Below are 16,283 nucleotides of genomic sequence, written 5' to 3'. Positions count from 1 at the left end.
CAACCCGCGCATGACGAGGGGCGGCGGACCGAGCCCCCGTCCGCCGCCCGCTCACCGGGTCAACTCACCCCGTCAGCGCCCGAGCACCACCACCGGCTCGGAGCTCACCGTGACGCTCTCATGATCCGGCAGCTCCTTGGCCGTGGTCTCCACCAGCTGGTCGAGGCCAGTGTTTGTCAGCACGCGTTCTGGCCCCGCCGTATTAGGTTCAGTTGGCTCCGACAGCCGTTCGACCGCTGGCCCGGTGATGGGCTGATGCACAGGCGCAGCCAGCGAGAAGAAACCTGAGCCCGTGATTTCAGGCGCACCACACTAGACGGGCGTCGACGCCGACGGCACGAAGGGTGCCCCGTGTCCCGGCACGATCAGCGCCGGGCCGAGGGCCAGGACCTTTTCCCTGGCCGCCCGCAGTTGCTCGCGGTCGGGCGCGAAGGGGTCGTCGGCGGGTCCCTCGGCGGTCCACCACAGATGGGTCAGGACCACCAGGCCCTCGGTGGTCGTGACCAGCGTGCTGACGTCCTCGGCGGTGTGGCCGGGGGTCGTCATGAGCGTGATCGACGGCGACAGCTCGTATCCGTCGGCATTCCGGTCCTCCCAGACGTCGTTCTGGTAGATCGCCATGTGGTCGTGGAAGCGGGCGCGGGGGAACAGGGCCGCATTCAGTGTGTGGTCCGGGTGATGGTGGCTGAAGATCACGTCGGTGACGTCTTCGGGGTTCAGTCCGCGGTGCGCGAGCGGATCCAGGATGAGTCGGCGGTCCGCGACCATGCCGGGATCGGCGATCGCGACCGTCTGGCCGTCGACAAGCAGGGTGACGGTGCCGGCCACCCGTGTGTCGGCGTAGCCGGTGGTCAGAACGTGGAAGGCGGCGGTCATCAGGGGCTCCTCGGGTGACGGGTGTGTCGGGGTGTCGTACGAGCCGGTCACCGGGGAACGAGCTCCCGGAAGCCGGTGAGCAGGGCTCGGAGACCGATGTCGAACGCGAGCTCGGCCCGGCGGTGGTCGGTCGGGGTGTTGTCGAGTACGGCGCTGAGGTGGGGGGCGGTCTCGCGGCTCACGGCGGAGACCATCACCGGTGGCGCGACGAGGTCGAGGGCCGAGCCGAGGAAGAAACTCTCCAGCGCAGTGATCAGGGGCATGACCTGGCCGGTGGCGAAGCCGGCGGTCAGCAGGAGTTCGGCGACCTTTTCGTACATCGCGTGCATGAACGGCTCGGCCAGCGGGGCTGTCGCCAGCAGTGGCACCGCCCCTGGGTGGGCCGCGAAAGCCATGCGATACGAGCGCGCCCATGCCTCCAGGGCCTGCTCCCAGGGCTGTGCCGAGTCCCAGTCGGCAGGGTCTGTCTCCAGGGCCAGCTCTTCCCGCATGAGCGAGATGATCTCCTCGCGGCCGGACACGTGGTGGTAGAGCGCGGAGGGGGCGACCCCCAGCTCCCGAGCCAGGGCGGGAATGGTGAGGGTGCCCTGCTCATCGGCGATTCTCAGCGCTGCCGCGCCGATGCGCCGACGGTCCAGCAGGGGGGTGCGCGGCCTTGCCACGTGGGCTCCTCTTCGTATGTCTCCCCGCCGGGCGGCGGCACAGCCGGCCGTGGCTGTCACGCGAACTTTACCGAATGACTTTCAGTAAAAAGCTTCCCGGCCGTTCGAGTGACGCCTACATTACCGAAACCGAATCAGTTTCAGTTCGGTTGCCGCACTCGGTTGCCGTACGACGGAAAGGGCGCCGCCGCCATGCAGGCCGACATCGTGTTCACCGGAGGGACCATCAGGACCGGGGCCGCCGAAAGCCCGGTCCTCGACGCCCTCGCCGTCACGGACGGCAGGATCAGCGCACTCGGGGCGGAGGCGCTCGCCGCCCGCGGCAGCAGCACCGTCGTGGTCGACCTGCGGGGAGGCGCTCTGCTGCCGGCGTTCGGCGACGGGCACGTGCACCCCGTGATGGGCGGCTTGGGCCTGCTCGGAGCACCGGTCCGCGAGTGCACCTCCGTGGAGGGGATCGTCGAGGCCGTACGGAACTGGGCCGACGAGCATCCCGAGGCCGAGTGGGTCACCGGCGACGGTTTCGACGCCTGGCTCGCCCCTGACGGCCGGTTCGACGCCCGCTGGCTGGACGCGGCCGTCCCCGACCGACCCGTGTTGCTGCGCACCATGGACCACCACACCGCGTGGGTGAACAGCGAGGCACTGCGCCGGGCCGGGTTCACCGCCGCCACGCCCGACCCGGCCGGCGGGGAGATAGTGCGCCGGGAAGGCTCCGTCGAGCCGCTGGGCACCCTGCGCGAGTTCGGCGCCCTGCTTCCCGTCCTCGGCCTCGTCCCTCAGCCGTCCCACCAGGCGCACGTGGACGCGCTGTGCGAAACCGCCGCCCGGTTCGCCGCCGCCGGGGTGACCTGGGTGCAGGACGCCTGGGTGGAGCCGCAGCACGCCGAGGTCTGGATCACCGCGGCGACCAGCGGCCAGGGGCTGCCGGTCCGTGCCGACCTGGGCTTCTTCCTGGGACCGGAGCAGTGGCGTGAGCAGCTGCCCGAACTCGCCGCCAGGCGTGAACGCGTTGAGGGTGCCGCCCCCGGGCTGCTCACCGCGCACACCGTGAAGTTCTTCGCCGACGGGGTCGTCGAATCCGGCACGGCCGCCCTCCTGGAGCCCTACACCGATTGCCCACACTCCCACGGCATCGCCAACTGGACACCGGGCGAACTGGCGGAGGCCGTCACCGCGATCGACGCCCTCGGTTTCGAGCCGCACATCCACGCGCTCGGCGACGGCGGTGTCCGGGTCGCTCTCGACGCCATCGAGGCCGCGGCCCGTGTCAACGGGCCCCGCGACCGCCGTCCGGTCGTCGCCCACGCGCAACTGATCGATCCCGCCGACCTGCCCCGCTTCGCCGAACTCGGGGTGATCGCCAATCTCCAGCCGCTGTGGGCCCAGCCTGACCGGCTGATGACCGACCTCATCCTGCCGAGGATCGGCCCGGAACGCGGCGCGCGTCAGTACCAGTTCGCCGCCCTCCTCGCCTCCGGCGCACGTATCGCGTTCGGCAGCGACTGGCCGGTCACCGACTACGAACCGCTGCGGGGCATCGCCACCGCCGTGACCCGCCAGACACCCGAGGGAATCCCCGAGGGCGGCTGGCTTCCCCAGGAGCGGATCGACATCGCGACCGCCCTGGCCGCCTACTCCGCCGGTTGCGCCCACCAGGCGTTCGAGGAGAAGGAATGGGGCGTCCTGCGCCCCGGAATGCGCGCGGACCTGGTGCATCTCGCCGCCGACCCGGTCGAGACCGCTCCCCGCGACCTCGCGGACCTGCCCGTCCTGGGTACCTGGCTCGCAGGCCGGCGCACGCACGGTTTCTACGCTCTCTTCCCCGTTTCTCCCGGAGGACGGTAGCCGTACGGCGCCTTCCGAGGCCGAACCGCTCACCAGGGTCAGCACCACTCACCTGTCACCTCACGCAGCACGCGGAGACCCTCATGACCGAGCCCCAGACTTCCCACGCGCCCCAACAGCCCCCAGCGGCTGCCGGGACGGAGCCGACCGGCCACCTGCAGCGGGCCACACTCGGCGTCAGCGACATCGTCTTCTTCGTCGTGGCGGCCGCCGCCCCCCTCACCGTGATGGCGGGTGTCGCCCCGCTCGCCATCCTCTTCGGCGGCATCGGCGCCCCGGTCGCCTACCTGACGGTCGGCATCGTTCTGTGCCTGTTCGCGATCGGTTTCACCGCCATGACGCCCCACATCCGCAACGCGGGCGCGTTCTACTCGTACATCGCCCGAGGCCTCGGGCGCCCTGCCGGACTCGGGGCGGCACTGCTGGCGGTGTTCTCCTACAACGCCCTGCAGATCGGTGTGTACGGCGCCTTCGGCTTCTTCGCCGCCGGCACCGCGAACGACCTCCTGGGCGTCGACCTGCCCTGGCCGGTCTACGCTTTCGCCGGGATCGCCGTGGTGTGGTTCCTCGGCTTCCGGTCGATCCATGTGGGCGCCAAGATCCTCGCCGTCCTGCTGATCGCGGAGACCGCCATCCTGGTGCTGCTCGCCGGCGCGATCCTCCTCAAGGGCGGCTCGGACGGCCTGAGCCTGACCTCCTTCGCCCCGTCCAACGTCTTCACGTCGAAGATGGCCGCACCGCTGGGCCTCGCCACCGCCGCCTTCATCGGCTTCGAGGCCACCGTCCTCTACCGCGAAGAGGCCCGCGATCCCGACCGCACAGTGCCTCGCGCCATGTACCTGGCCGTCGGCTTCCTCGGCCTCTTCTACACGTTCGTCGTCTGGGTCATCGTGCAGGCCTTCGGCGACGACAACGCGGTCGGGGCCGCGGCGCGGAACCCCGCCGAGTTGTTCTTCATCGCCATGACCCGCTACGTGGGCGACTGGGCCACCGACCTCCAGCGCGTCCTGATCGTCAGCAGCCTCCTGGCCTCTCTGCTCGCCTTCCACAACGCCATCACCCGCTACGGCTACGCGCTGTCCGTCGAGGGCGCCGCCCCCGCGCCTCTGGGCCGCATCCACCCCCGGCACGGCTCGCCCTGGATCTCCGGCATCGCACAGACCGTTCTGGCGGCCGTCGTCACCGCCGTCTTCGCCGCGATCGGCGCGCACCCGTACAACGAGTTCCTGCTGTGGGTGAACACCCCCGGAGTGGTCGGCATCCTCGTGCTGCAGACGCTGGCCGCCTGCTCCGTGGTCGCCTTCTTCCGCCGCAACCGCGGTGTCGGCGGGGCGGGACGCCTGCGCACGGTCGCCGCACCCGCGTCGGCCGCACTCCTCCTGGCCGTGATCACAGGGCTGGTCTGCACGCGCCTCAATCTCTTCACCGGCGCCCCACCCGCCGTCAACTGGATGCTCGCCGCGCTCACCCCGATCATCTTCACGATCGGCGCGGTCCTCGCGATGCGGCTCCGCCGCAAGCGGCCGGAGGTCTACGCGAGGCTCGCCACCACCGACGTCGAGTCCGTGTGACCGACGGGCGGGCCCCGTCGCGGGACGAGAGATCCGCGACGGGACCCTTGCGCCCCGGGGGGAAGAAGCCGAGAGCCCGATGGCAGCACCACCAAGGACACCACCCGCTACGGAAAGGCGGCCACGTCGGCCTGGGACGGGGTACGCCCCGGACTCACCCACCGCGCCCCCTGGTGGGAACACACGAAGGAGGAACTGCCCGTCCTGCACGGCACGTTGGTCAGACCGAGGAGCCGTTCCCGGCGCCGCAGTTGCCGTCGGACTCGCCCGGAGCCTTGATCCACAGGAGCATCTCGGCGCCTCCACCCAGCTGGGTCGGGGTGCCGATCTTGCGGCCCGAGGGGTTGCACCACTGGCCGTTGGAGCCGTTTCCGTTGTGGCTGGTGTCCACGACGAAAGGCTTGGTGTAGCTGTACCGTGCACGCAGTTCATTGTTGACGGCGTTGCCGTACGCGGTGTTCTCGCCCGTGGTCAGGTAGTTGGAGATGTTGAGCGAGAAGCCGTGGGCCTGTCGGAGGCCTGCTTCGTTCAGGCGCTGGGCCATGGTCGCCGCGCTCGCCCAGGCCGGGTTGCCGGAGTCGAGACAGACCCAGGTGTTGGGGGCCTGGCGGTTGAACTCGGCGAGGGCGCCGGTGAGCATGGCCCGGCGTTCGTCGATCTGGGCCTGGTTCATACAGCCGTAGTCCCCGAGGGAGTCCGGTTCGAGGACGACGACGGCCGGGCGGCCGGCGATCCCGCCCGCGAACTGGGCGATCCAGTTAGCGTAGGCGGACGCCGAGGAGGCTCCGCCCGCGGAGTGCCCGCCGCAGTAGTCGCGGTTGTAGATGTTGTAGGCGACAAGGACGGGCAGCTTGTCCCGGGCGTCCGCGGCGCCCACGTACGCGCCGGTGGCGGTGCCGCGCGAGTGCCTCGGCCAGGACATCGGCCGGCAGACGGACCCAGCGCGGCCAGATCAACGTCAGCGTGTCGGCAACCGCGCCGAGCGCGAACGACGACTCCGCGGTCTGCGTGGAGGTCAGCGGCATGTCGGCCGTCCTCGCGGGCGGTGTCTACCGGCTGGTCTGTGTCCGCAGCGGAAAGGCCCTCGACGACAGCGGCGGCACCAGCGACGGCGCGGCGATGGTCCAGCGGACCGCCAACGCCGGCACCCAGCAGCAGTGGGCCATCACCGCGCTGGGCGGCGGCGCGTACCGGCTCACCAACCGGCACAGCGGCAAGGTGCTGGACAACGCCAACGTCGATACGGAGGGAAGCACCGTCATCCAGTGGTCCGCCAACGGCGGCTCCCCGCAGCAGTGGAAAATGACCAAGATCGGCTGAACGCACCGAGGGACGTGCTTCTGGTCCGTCCCCCGGCTCATGCCGGGGGAGGGTGATTGTCCGTCAGGGGACGCTGAACGTCGCGGGCCCGAGGCCTCGACGCGCAGCCCGTAGGTGCCACGCGAACCTGTGCCGCGTGTCGTTCGAGCACAAGGCGGGCCGTACAGGCCATGGCCTCGTCGACCATCTCACCCTGGAAGGTCACGGCACCCGTCCCGTCCCTCTGTGCCGCCTCGACCGCCGCGATCAGCTCTGCGCAGCGGGCCAGTTCGGCGGGGTGGGGAGAGAACACCTCGTTGATCACGGGGACATGGGAAGGGTGGATCGCCATCATGCCCTCGTAGCCGAGGGAGCGGTTCTGCTCGGCGAAGGCGCGCAGCCCCGGCAGGTCGCCGATGCGCGTCCACAGTCCGCTGACCGGGCACGGCACTCCGGCTGCCCTGGCGTCCAGCAGAACGCGGGAGCGCAGTGCCACCGTTTCGGTTCCCTCAGGGCTCCAGCGGTAGCCGACCGCGCGTTCCACGTCACCGCCGGGGGCGCTGAGAGCGCCCAAGTAGGCGATACGCGAGGCGGCTCGGGCGATGTCGTAGGCCTCGCGCAGGCCGCGCGCCGTTTCCAGCAGTGGCACCAGGGCGACCCGGCTCGGCGGCAGCCCCTGTTCCCGTTCGCACCAGCCCAACACGCGGTCGGCAAGCCTCACGTCCTCGGCGGAGCGGACCTTGGGAAGGACGACACCGGCGAGCCCGGGCCGTACGACCGCCCGCAGTTCCTCGGCCCCCGCCCAGTCGTCCAGCGGGTTGACGCGGACGAACAACGCCATTCGTCCCGCCTGTTCGGCCGACGTGGCGGCGGCCTGTGCGACGGCGTCGGCCACCTGTGCGCGGGCCGCGAGCTTGTCCGCGGTGGGCACGGCGTCCTCCAGGTCGAGGACGGCCGCGTCGGCGCCCGCCGCCCGGGCCTTGGGCAACCAGTCGGTTCTGGTGCCGGGGACGAAGAGCAGGGAGCGCAGCGGGGGCCGGTCGACCACTCCCACGCCCACCTCGGCAGGGTTCTTCGACGACTCCCTAGATGACATCGCTCTTCTCCAAGTCGGCCAGCTCGTCCGCGCTGAGTCCGAGCCACTGCCCGTATACCAGGCGGTTGTCCTGCCCGAGGGCGGGCCCCGTCCGCCAGACCCGCCCGGGGCGCTGCCGGAAATGCGGGATCACCGCCTGCATACGCACCGGCCCGAGATCGGGGTCGTCGACGGTGACGATGTCCTCGCGTTCGGCGTACACGGGGTCGGCGGCGATGTCCGCGGCGTCGAACACCCGTGAGGCCACGACTTCGGCACGGGCGAACTCCTCCAGACACTCGCGGGTGACGCGCTCCGCCACCCAGTCCCGCAGGTTCTCGTCCAGCTGTTCGCGGCGGTCGTACTGTTGCTCGGCCGTGGTGAACTCCTGCTCGGGAAGTCCCAGCAGGCGGACGATGTTGCGGACCGAACGCAGCGTCGCGGAGGTCACCGTGATCCACTCGCCGTCGCGGGAGCGGTAGGTGTTGATCACGGCCCCCGGGGCGACCGCCAACCGGTTGCCGGAGCGTTCGGGTACTCGTCCCAACTGGTCGTGGACGATGACCTGCCACTCGACCAGACGGAACAGGGACTCGAAGAGAGCGAGGTCGATCCACTCGCCGTCGAACCCGGGGTCGTGGTCGCGTCGGTGGAGGGCGGCGAGGACGGCGTAGGCACCCATCAGGCCGGTCACGGCGTCGCCGTGCGAGAAGCCGGTGTGCACGGGCGGGCCGTCGGGAAAGCCGGTCAGGTGGACGACCCCGCTGCGCGCCTCACCCACCTTGCCGAAGCCGGGGGCGTCCGCCTGGGACGAGGTGGCGCCGAAGCCGGAGATCTGCAGCAGCACGGCCCGGGGGTTGATCCGGTGCACGGAGTCCCAGTCGAGTCCCCAACTGCGCAGGCGTCCTGCGCGCAGGGTGACGATGACGACGTCCGCCCAGGCGACGAGCCGGTGGGCGACGAGCCGGCCGGCCTGGTGGTGCAGATCAAGGGTGACCGAGCGTTTGTTACGGCCGGCGACCTTGAACCACAGGGGAACACCGTCACGTTGGGGCCCCATGGCGCGGGCCGCGTCTCCGGCGCCGGGGGGCTCCACGTGTACGACGTCGGCCCCTTGGTCGGCGAGCATCGAGCCCGCCAGCGGACCGGCCACCACATGGGCGAACTCGACCACTTTCAGCCCGCGCAACTGCCCGCACCCGGTGATGTTCCGCTCGTCGTCCGACACCGCTGAACTCCCTTGCCCTGCCGTTTCGCGTGAGTCCCCGACAGCGTCGTCCGCGTTGGTGCGGCGGGGCTGTCGCCGTTGTCCTCAGACTGCCGGAGCGCGGAAATGCCTGTCGAGCATCAGAAGGCCATCAATCGCTGCGAAAAACGCATGAATTGGGGAGGTCGGTACTGGTAAGCGGTCTCAGGCCCACGAGACCCCGGGCGGAAGTGGACGTCTCTGGAGGCGGAACTCTTCCAGCGTCTCCAGGAACCGCTCCGTCACGGTGGGGAGCGATCGTCGAGCGCGCACCGCGATGTCCAGTCGCCGGTCCACCACGGGGTCCACAAGTGGTCGGCAGACGACGGGTCCGGCACCCATCAGCGGGAGCACGAGGGCGGGCATCGCCGACACCCCGAGGCCGGCGGTCACCAGTCCTCCCACGGTCGCGATACTGCCCGCCTCCGCCGCCGGGGCCGCGTGCGCATCGATCTGGGCGAACGCCGCGTCGGTGAGCCGGCGCACGCTCGAGTCGCGCCCGACGGCCAGGAACGGCCGGCGAGCCAGGTCGTCCCAGGTGATCTCATGGCGGTCGGCGAGCGGGTGGCCTTCCGGCAGCACCGCGACGAAGCGGTCCCTGACCAGGGGACGGTGCTCCAACTGCTCCGGCGGGTTGCCGACGGTGGTGATCGCGAAGTCGGCGTCGCCGGACAGGACCCGGTCCAGTACCGACCGCTCCAGGCCGTCGAGAAGTCGTACCGCCACCTGTGGCCGCCGCTCGCGGAAGTCGGAGATCACCCGCGGCAGGAGCACCGCGGCGACGGAGGGAAGGGTGGCCACGGCGACCGTTCCCGACTCGCCGAGCAGGTATCGCCGCAGCTCCTTCATGCCCGCCCGGTGAGCGGTGACGATCTGCTGGGCGACACGCAGTGCCTCGACGCCTGCCGCGGTCAACTGCACGTTGCGGGTGTCCCGTTCCAGGAGCTGGACGCCGAGTTGTCGCTCCAGATCCGCGACCGCGCGGCTGAGCGAGGACTGGGACACGTGCATCTCCGCGGCGGCCGCGGTGAAGCTCGCGGCCCGCGCTACGGCCGTATACGCCGCGAGTTGACGCAAGGTGGTGGCTTCCATGGCGGACGAGCATAGGGTGCTCCCGCTTGGATTGATGCGCTTAACGCATGGACAGATCTCGGTTTGATGCTGGACACCGATCCGCCAGTGCTCCGAAACTCTCGCGTAACACCTCGGCCCGCCTTCCCCCGCCCACCGCCGCCGAGGGCCGTCCCCGAGAAAGCGAGCGCCGCCATGCCGGCAGCCCTGGGCTTCGCCACGATCGCCGTCCTACTGCTGCTCACCATGACCAGACGCGCCTCCGTGCTGGTGGCTCTGATCCTGCTTCCGGTACTGGCGGCGCTCATCGGCGGTTTCGCGGGCGATCTGGGGGAGTTGATTCTCGGTGGGCTGTCCAAGGTGGCCCCCACCGGCATCATGATCGCCTTCGCGGTCCTGTACTTCAGCCTGATGGTGGACGCCGGGCTCTTCGACCCCCTGATCCACGGTCTGTTGCGTGCGGCGGGTGGCGACCCGTTGCGGATCACCGTCGCCACGGCCGTCCTCACACTGTGCGTGGCCCTGGACGGCGACGGCGCCTCCACCTTCCTCATCACCGTCTCCGCACTGCTGCCGGTCTACAAGCGGCTCGGTATGAACCCCTTGGTCCTGTCCGGCGTGGTCTGCCTGGGCGCGGGAGTGATGAACATGGTCCCCTGGGTGGCCCGACCGTACGCGCCATGGCGGCGCTGAAACTGGACAGTTCCGAGGTCTTCAACCCCGTGCTGCCCGCGATGGGCCTCGGCGTCGCCTGGGTGCTGGTGGCCTCGTACCTGCTCGGCCGCCGGGAACGGAGCCGTCTCGCCGCGCTGTCCCCGCCGGGTCCGGCCGCGGACGGGCGCGAGGGCGGCGACGAGAGGGACGACCGTGAACCCGCCTCGCCGACGACGGTCTCGGCGACCACGGAACCCGAGTCGAACCGACACGTCACCCCCGCGACGGCTGACGGGGGACGTCAGGCCCTCCGGGCTCCCGGGGACGGGCCCGGTACCGACCGGGTCCCGCCGCTGCCGCGGACCTGGCTGAACATCTTCAATCTCCTGCTCACCATCGCCCTCGTGGTCTGCCTGATCCAGGAAGTACTGCCGCTTCCGGTGTTGTTCGTCCTCGGGTTCGCGATCGCGCTGCTGGTCAACCACCCCACCTGGGAACAGCAACAGGCGCTGCTCGACAAGCACGCCAAGAGCGTTGTCCTGGTCACCACGATGATCTTCGCGGCCGGAGTCCTCACCGGGATCCTCACCGGCACCAGGATGCTCGACGAGATGGCCGAGACGCTCGTCTCCGTCGTCCCCGACTCCTTAGGCCCGCACCTGCCCGTCGCGGTGGCCGTCACCGGCATGCCGCTCAGCCTGGTCTTCACCCCGGACGCCTACTACTTCGGCGTACTGCCCGTACTCGCCGAGACCGCGCAGGGCTTCGGCACGGACCCGGCCGAGGTCGCCAGGGCTGCGGTTCTCGGCCAGATGACCACGGGGTTCCCGCTCAGTCCGCTCACCGCGTCCACGTTCATCCTGGTCGCCATGAGCGGTGTGTCGCTCGGTGAACACCAGCGCTTCATCTTCCGCTGAGCCTTCGCCACCACCCTGGTCATGACTGCAGGCGCCCTGCTGACCGGTGCGTTCCCGCTGTGACCGGTGTCCCGGACCTGAGCGCGGTCCCCGTCGACCGCGGGCTCCGGGCAGCTCCCGTACATGCCGTGCAGACCTCCAACGTGCCGCCCGCTTCCGGTGGTCGGGGACAGGGCGAACACCTCCACACACGCCAGGCACCCGGTCCGGGTGCTCCACAAGACCGAGACGAGGACGCATGAGACGGATCACCAGACGTACGGCGCTCGCAGTCACAGCGGGTGCGGTCGCGGCGCCGGCCGTGAGCGTGGCAACCGCCGAGGCCGCCGACACCACGGCAGCCACATCCCAAGCTCGACATGCGGCCTCCGGGCGCAATCCGGTCCTGCGAACGGACCTTGTGACTCGGGTGACGCCGAGGAACAACTGGCTGGTGACCGCCGTCGCCCTGCAGTACTCGTATCGCATCGACTTACGCGGTGGGGTGATCCCGCCCTCGGCCTTCCAGGTCAAGGCCACCGTCGGCGGACAGACGGCGGCTCGCACGGTGACCCGGGTCTACTCCAGCACCACCGCCGACGTGGACGACCGATCTCGGCCCGGACGGCCGGGGGACCGCCTGATCATCGAACTCGACCCGAACGACTCCAACGCGCGGGCCGCGGGCACCGACCCCCTTCCGCTGGACCGCGCCTACTCCGTCAGGCAGGTGGCGGACGTGCGCACCCCGGAAGGTGAACCAGTGCTCAGGGCTGGTCCGTTCGCGAGCCGGAACGACGATGTCATCACTCCCGTGGTCGACGACTTCGCCGCCGGTTCCTGCACCGACTCCGCAGGCTTCGAACTGGACTTCCGGCTGTACCGGCCCGAGGGACTGGTACGGAACCCGCAGACGCGCAAGCGGTATCCACTTGTCGTCACCCTGCATGGCGGTGGCGAAGTCGCGGACAACAACATGACCCAGCTCACCTCCAACCGGATCGCGGTCACGTTCGCCAAGCCGGAACGACAGCGCCGCGACCCCGCGTTCGTCCTGTCGCCGCAGATCCCCCTGCCCCGTCCCATGGACGGACCCGACGGCACGGACTGGACCGATGCCAAGGTCCAGGCCGCTCTGATCGAACTCATCGACACCTTCGTGAGCGAGCACTCCCGAAACGTTGACACGGCCCGGCTCTATCTCGTGGGCCTGTCCTCGGGCGCGCGCGGTATCTACAGTCTGCTGGCGAAGCGCCCCGACGTGTTCGCGGCAGCCCTGCCCACGGCCGGCTGGGGCGACGCGGCCACCATGGAAAGGATCACGCACATCCCGATCTGGGCGGACCACTCCGTGGACGACCCGGTCGTCCCCTACCGGGAGGGCCGATTCGGTAACCCCGGCACCTGGGCACTGATGAACGCGCTGGAGACCGCCGGTACCCGGGTCAGCCGTGGGGAGTGGGCGAACGATCTGCCGAAGGCAGAGTTCGAGGCCCGGTCCCGGGCACTCCTACGGCAGGCCCGGGCCACGCGCAGTCACGTACTGTTCACGAGCTACCCGCCCGGGACGACACCGGTGAACCCTCACCTCGCATGGGCCCAGACGTATGAGAACGACGTGGTCATCGACTGGCTCTTCGCACAGTCCCGGTAGCCGCCGCACGCGACGCCCCTTCCGTTTCCTTCCGCACTGTGAAAGACCGCCTACTGGCGAATCCGGCAGCTCTCACAGCGCGGGTGCACCCCGCTGTCCGGTTACCGCGCTCCTACCGCTATCCGGAGGTAAAGCAATGCGTCCATCCAGTAGTTCCACTCACACAGCCACGCTGTTACGGACCCGATCCCGCGCCATGACGGCACTGATCGGCCTGGCGACCACCATCGGCTTGGCGCTGACTCTGCTGACAGCCGCAGCCCCGCCGGCGGCCGCAGCCGACCTGCTGTCCCAGGGCAAACCCGCGACCTCCTCGTCCACCGAGAACGCGTCCACCCCCACGTCGGCGGCCGTGGACGGCAACACCGGGACGCGCTGGTCGAGCACGTTCAGTGACCCGCAGTGGCTGAGCATTGATCTGGGCGCCACCGCCGCCATCAGCCAAGTCGTGCTGCGCTGGGAGGCCGCGTACGCACGCGCGTTCCAGATCCAGACCTCCGACAACGGCACAACCTGGGCCACCATCTACTCGACCACGACGAGCACCGGCGGCGCGCAGACCCTCGACGTGAACGGCCACGGCCGGTACGTCCGCTTCCAGGGCACCCGGCGCGGCACCGCCTACGGCTACTCGCTGTGGGAGTTCCAGGTGTACGGCTCCGGTGAGGACACCCCTCCGGCCGGCGACATCCCGGACCCGACGACTGCTTCCCTCGAGGCCGCCGACGGGCCGCTGATCACCGCCACCTGCACCGTTCCCGGCCCAACCGGGTACGGCTCCGGCACGGTCACGTACCCCACGAACAGTGGCTCGTACCCGGGCGTCGTACTGATGCCTGGCTATCAGGGCACACAGCAGAACCTGCAATGGCTCGCGCCCCGCCTCGCCTCCTGGGGCTTCGTCGTCATCAACGTCGGCACCAACACACTCACCGACGATCCCGCATCGCGCGGCCGTCAGATCACCGCCGCCGGCACCCAACTGCTCGCCCTCGGCGACACCACCGGCAACCCGATGTCCGGGAAGCTCAACGGCACGCTCGGCGCGGTCGGTCACTCGATGGGCGGCGGTGGCGTCATGGCGGCCCTCCGGGACGACTCGCGCTTCCGGGCGGGCGTGCCGACGGCGCCCTACTACCCGAACGTGAACTTCTCCGCAGTCACCGACCCGACGTTCTTCCTGACCTGCCAAAGCGACCCCGTCGCCCACGGCGACACCTACGCGGTGCCCTGGTACAACTCCATGTCCCAGGCCGAGAAGCTCTACATCGAGGTTCCGGGCGACCATCTGTGCCCGATGACGGGCTCCGGCAACAAGGCCAAGCAGGGCAAGTGGATCGTGTCGTTCCTCAGCCTCTGGCTTCGTGCCGACACCCGCTTCAGCCCGTTCCTGTGCGGTCCCGTACGTGACGCCGACAGGAACAACACATCCCTGGTCACGCGCTGGATGGACACCTGCTCGTTCTGACCGGCTCGCTCGGAGCGCTCCGCCGCCCGCCGACGCAGCGCTCCGAGCCTGCTGCCGAAGCCGTCGCCGCCCCGCCCGGCGGACCAGGTCCAATGCCACGACATCGAAGCCTCTGCGGGCCGTCCTGCCGCACACCGGGTACGGCACCCCTCGTCCGCAACCCACTTCCTCGCGCTCCGCTTCCCCGTTCTCGCACGCCGCCCATACGAGGAACAAGACCGGCTGGATCCGAACGACACGGGACGGCGAGGCTATGCCCCCGCCACTGTGATCCGGGCCCTGCGGTCAGGGGGTGCCGTTCTCTCGACGTACCGGGCGTCGTGTGGATCGGCGAGGGACCAGGACCGGCTGAACGAGGCGATGCCGGTCCACACCGCTGCGGGCGTTGACGAGAGCGATCAGCAGGTCTACGGCTTCGTCGCTCACCCGGTCCGGGCAGAGCCCCAGCGTGGTGAGGGGCGGAGTCGTCGTCGCGTAGTCCGGATCCTCACTGACACACGCCACCAGCAGATCCTGCGGCACTCGAAGCCCGTGGTGCCGGGCGGCGGCGAGGATGTTGTGACCGGAGTCGGAGTAGGCGCCGATGACGGCGTCCGGTCGTGGATCGCGGTCGAGCAGCCGGCGGACAGCGTCCCGTTCAGCCGTGAAGTAGTCGGGCAGCGAGGCGTACTCCTCGACGAGGGCGGGCATGTCGTGCTCGGCGCACCAGGAGGCATAGGCGCGTCCGATCCGGTGCGGGTACTCGTCGTCGTGCAGCGGCTGGGAGAGTGCGATCCGCCGAGCGCCGGCCTCCGTGAGGTGGTCGAGCAGGAGGCGCACGCCCGCCTCGTAGTCGGTGTCCACCCAGGCGTCGCGCCAGTGCGGCTGGGGCGGCCGGCCGGCTGTGACCATCGGGATACCCCGCTCCAGCAGGATGGAACGCACCGGGTCGTCGGCGCGTGGCTCGACGTGGACGACGCCGTCCATCGGGGTGTTGAGCCACATCCACGGTGACAGGGAACTCGGCATCACCATGAGCATGTAGCCGCGCTCGTGCGCCGCCGCCATCGAGCCCAACGCGAGCTGTGCGTAATAGGGGATCTCCATGTACGAGACGGGAAGGTCACCGTACGTCGTCATGGTCAGGCCGAGCACTCCGGTGCTCCCGCGTGCCAGGGCCCGGGCCGCGCTGGCCGGGGCGTGACCGACCTCGCGCGCTGCGGCGAGCACGCGTTGCCTGGTCGCCTCGGACAACCGTCCGGTGCCGTTGAGCGCGTTCGACACCGTGGCCGTGGACACTCCGGCTCGTGCCGCCACGGCGCCGAGCGTGGGCCGCTGCCAGACACGCGAACTCACAATGTGTACCCCATGCACCCCAACAGCCCCATGAGGGCTTGTGGTTAACACCTTAATCACTCAGCCTACCCGGCGACGGCGGCCCGGACGCTGCCGTCGCGTGAGGAGTGATCAGATGCCAGATGTTCTCGACGGCACCTCCGCGGCACTCGCGGACGGCCCGCCGCACCGGCGGACTTTCCTGGCCGCCGCCGGAGTGGACGCCTTCGCGGTGGCCGTCGGCAGTGGTTAATGACCCGCGTATCGCGTCGGCGGCCTCGGCGCGCAGGGCTGCCGACTCGTTGGGGCGGCCGGCTGCGGGGTCATGAGCGTGATGTCGAGGAAACGAGAGGGTGCCCCGCGAAGTGATCGCAGGGCACCCCATGAGGCATGTGAGGTCCGCTCGACCGGCGTGCCGATCGCGGAACAAGAACAGTTGAGGCCGAACAGGCCAGCTCCTCGCCATGTTCCGTACTCTTGCCCCGCCCAGGGGCGCCGTATCAGATCAGGGCGCTTGGGTCCCCCCGCGACCTCGCGGGTGCCGGGCACCAGTGCGTCACATGGACAAGAGGGGAAGCGGTGGAGGCTACAAGTACACGGTTGCGACAGGGGACCATACCTCCGGTCGTCGCGGCGCGTTGGGCGCTGT

Annotated in this window: 13 protein-coding genes, 1 pseudogene and 1 riboswitch; of the genes and pseudogenes, 7 read left to right on the top strand and 7 right to left on the bottom strand. The window is 70.0% G+C overall.

Annotation, left to right across the window (positions count from 1 at the left end):
• Nucleotides 1-312 precede the first annotated feature (312 nt).
• On the bottom strand, nucleotides 313-876 hold the full coding sequence (locus tag IEY89_RS34310) for an MBL fold metallo-hydrolase (protein ID WP_189151452.1): 564 nt from the start codon (nucleotides 874-876) through the stop codon (nucleotides 313-315).
• Between the two features lie 47 nt (nucleotides 877-923).
• Nucleotides 924-1,538 carry a TetR/AcrR family transcriptional regulator C-terminal domain-containing protein gene (locus tag IEY89_RS34305; protein WP_189151451.1) on the bottom strand — a complete coding sequence of 205 codons (615 nt, stop codon included), beginning with the start codon at nucleotides 1,536-1,538 and terminating at the stop codon, nucleotides 924-926.
• 162 nt (nucleotides 1,539-1,700) lie between these two features.
• On the opposite strand from IEY89_RS34305, the gene IEY89_RS34300 reads away from it, so the two are divergent.
• Nucleotides 1,701-3,386, top strand: a complete 1,686-nt coding sequence (locus IEY89_RS34300) for an amidohydrolase (protein ID WP_229695576.1) — start codon at nucleotides 1,701-1,703, stop codon at nucleotides 3,384-3,386.
• Nucleotides 3,387-3,469: 83 nt separating this feature from the next.
• The gene (locus tag IEY89_RS34295; protein WP_189151450.1) at nucleotides 3,470-4,957 is read left to right on the top strand and encodes an APC family permease; all 1,488 of its coding nucleotides are present in this window, start codon (nucleotides 3,470-3,472) and stop codon (nucleotides 4,955-4,957) included.
• 220 nt (nucleotides 4,958-5,177) lie between these two features.
• Here the strand turns inward: IEY89_RS34295 and IEY89_RS34290 are convergent.
• Nucleotides 5,178-5,855, bottom strand: a pseudogene (locus IEY89_RS34290) (glycoside hydrolase family 6 protein); the annotation flags it as partial.
• Between the two features lie 65 nt (nucleotides 5,856-5,920).
• Between IEY89_RS34290 and IEY89_RS34285 the strand changes: the two are divergent.
• Nucleotides 5,921-6,277, top strand: a complete 357-nt coding sequence (locus tag IEY89_RS34285) for an RICIN domain-containing protein (protein WP_229695575.1) — start codon at nucleotides 5,921-5,923, stop codon at nucleotides 6,275-6,277.
• Nucleotides 6,278-6,314: 37 nt separating this feature from the next.
• Here IEY89_RS34285 and IEY89_RS34280 read toward each other — a convergent pair whose 3' ends face one another.
• The 3 genes from IEY89_RS34280 to IEY89_RS34270 all read right to left on the bottom strand — a co-directional run bounded on the left by IEY89_RS34280 (nucleotide 6,315) and on the right by IEY89_RS34270 (nucleotide 9,669).
• Nucleotides 6,315-7,352, bottom strand: a complete 1,038-nt coding sequence (locus IEY89_RS34280) for an HpcH/HpaI aldolase/citrate lyase family protein (RefSeq protein ID WP_189151449.1) — start codon at nucleotides 7,350-7,352, stop codon at nucleotides 6,315-6,317.
• Entirely contained in the window at nucleotides 7,342-8,559 is a 1,218-nt protein-coding gene (locus tag IEY89_RS34275) for a CaiB/BaiF CoA transferase family protein (RefSeq protein WP_189151448.1), read from the bottom strand. Before IEY89_RS34275 ends, IEY89_RS34280 begins: the two co-directional genes overlap by 11 nt.
• A 183-nt stretch (nucleotides 8,560-8,742) precedes the next feature.
• A complete protein-coding gene (locus IEY89_RS34270) occupies nucleotides 8,743-9,669 on the bottom strand; it encodes a LysR family transcriptional regulator (protein ID WP_189151447.1) in 927 nt (308 codons plus the stop codon).
• Nucleotides 9,670-9,843: 174 nt separating this feature from the next.
• On the opposite strand from IEY89_RS34270, the gene IEY89_RS42050 reads away from it, so the two are divergent.
• From IEY89_RS42050 to IEY89_RS41735, 4 genes are all read left to right on the top strand, one after another.
• Nucleotides 9,844-10,341, top strand: a complete 498-nt coding sequence (locus IEY89_RS42050) for an SLC13 family permease (protein ID WP_373287331.1) — start codon at nucleotides 9,844-9,846, stop codon at nucleotides 10,339-10,341.
• Nucleotides 10,329-11,219: an SLC13 family permease gene (locus tag IEY89_RS42045; RefSeq protein ID WP_373287330.1), complete on the top strand. Its 891-nt coding sequence runs from the start codon at nucleotides 10,329-10,331 to the stop codon at nucleotides 11,217-11,219. Before IEY89_RS42050 ends, IEY89_RS42045 begins: the two co-directional genes overlap by 13 nt.
• Nucleotides 11,220-11,652: 433 nt before the next feature.
• A complete protein-coding gene (locus IEY89_RS34260) occupies nucleotides 11,653-12,852 on the top strand; it encodes a PHB depolymerase family esterase (protein WP_229695574.1) in 1,200 nt (399 codons plus the stop codon).
• A gap of 196 nt (nucleotides 12,853-13,048) precedes the next feature.
• Nucleotides 13,049-14,320 (top strand): poly(ethylene terephthalate) hydrolase family protein, encoded by a 1,272-nt coding sequence (locus tag IEY89_RS41735; RefSeq protein WP_189151445.1) that lies wholly within the window; start codon nucleotides 13,049-13,051, stop codon nucleotides 14,318-14,320.
• Nucleotides 14,321-14,433: 113 nt separating this feature from the next.
• Nucleotides 14,434-14,500, bottom strand: a riboswitch (guanidine-III (ykkC-III) riboswitch).
• 105 nt (nucleotides 14,501-14,605) lie between these two features.
• Here the strand turns inward: IEY89_RS41735 and IEY89_RS34250 are convergent.
• Complete coding sequence (locus IEY89_RS34250) at nucleotides 14,606-15,655, bottom strand: LacI family DNA-binding transcriptional regulator (RefSeq protein ID WP_229695573.1); 1,050 nt, start codon at nucleotides 15,653-15,655, stop codon at nucleotides 14,606-14,608.
• Nucleotides 15,656-16,283: the final 628 nt, after the last annotated feature.

The organism is Streptomyces lacrimifluminis, assembly GCF_014646095.1.
Taxonomy (GTDB): Bacteria; Actinomycetota; Actinomycetes; order Streptomycetales; family Streptomycetaceae; genus Streptomyces; species Streptomyces lacrimifluminis.
This window is presented reverse-complemented; position numbering and strand designations above follow the sequence as displayed.

Bases quoted from the DNA above. Each gene is read 5' to 3' on its own strand.
- IEY89_RS41735 (WP_189151445.1), top strand. From the start codon at position 13,049: ATGACGGCACTGATCGGCCTGGCGACCACCATCGGCTTGGCGCTGACT.
- IEY89_RS34295 (WP_189151450.1), top strand. From the start codon at position 3,470: ATGACCGAGCCCCAGACTTCCCACGCGCCCCAACAGCCCCCAGCGGCT.
- IEY89_RS42050 (WP_373287331.1), top strand. From the start codon at position 9,844: ATGCCGGCAGCCCTGGGCTTCGCCACGATCGCCGTCCTACTGCTGCTC.
- IEY89_RS42045 (WP_373287330.1), top strand. From the start codon at position 10,329: ATGGCGGCGCTGAAACTGGACAGTTCCGAGGTCTTCAACCCCGTGCTG.
- IEY89_RS34310 (WP_189151452.1), bottom strand. From the start codon at position 876: ATGACCGCCGCCTTCCACGTTCTGACCACCGGCTACGCCGACACACGG.
- IEY89_RS34270 (WP_189151447.1), bottom strand. From the start codon at position 9,669: ATGGAAGCCACCACCTTGCGTCAACTCGCGGCGTATACGGCCGTAGCG.
- IEY89_RS34280 (WP_189151449.1), bottom strand. From the start codon at position 7,352: ATGTCATCTAGGGAGTCGTCGAAGAACCCTGCCGAGGTGGGCGTGGGA.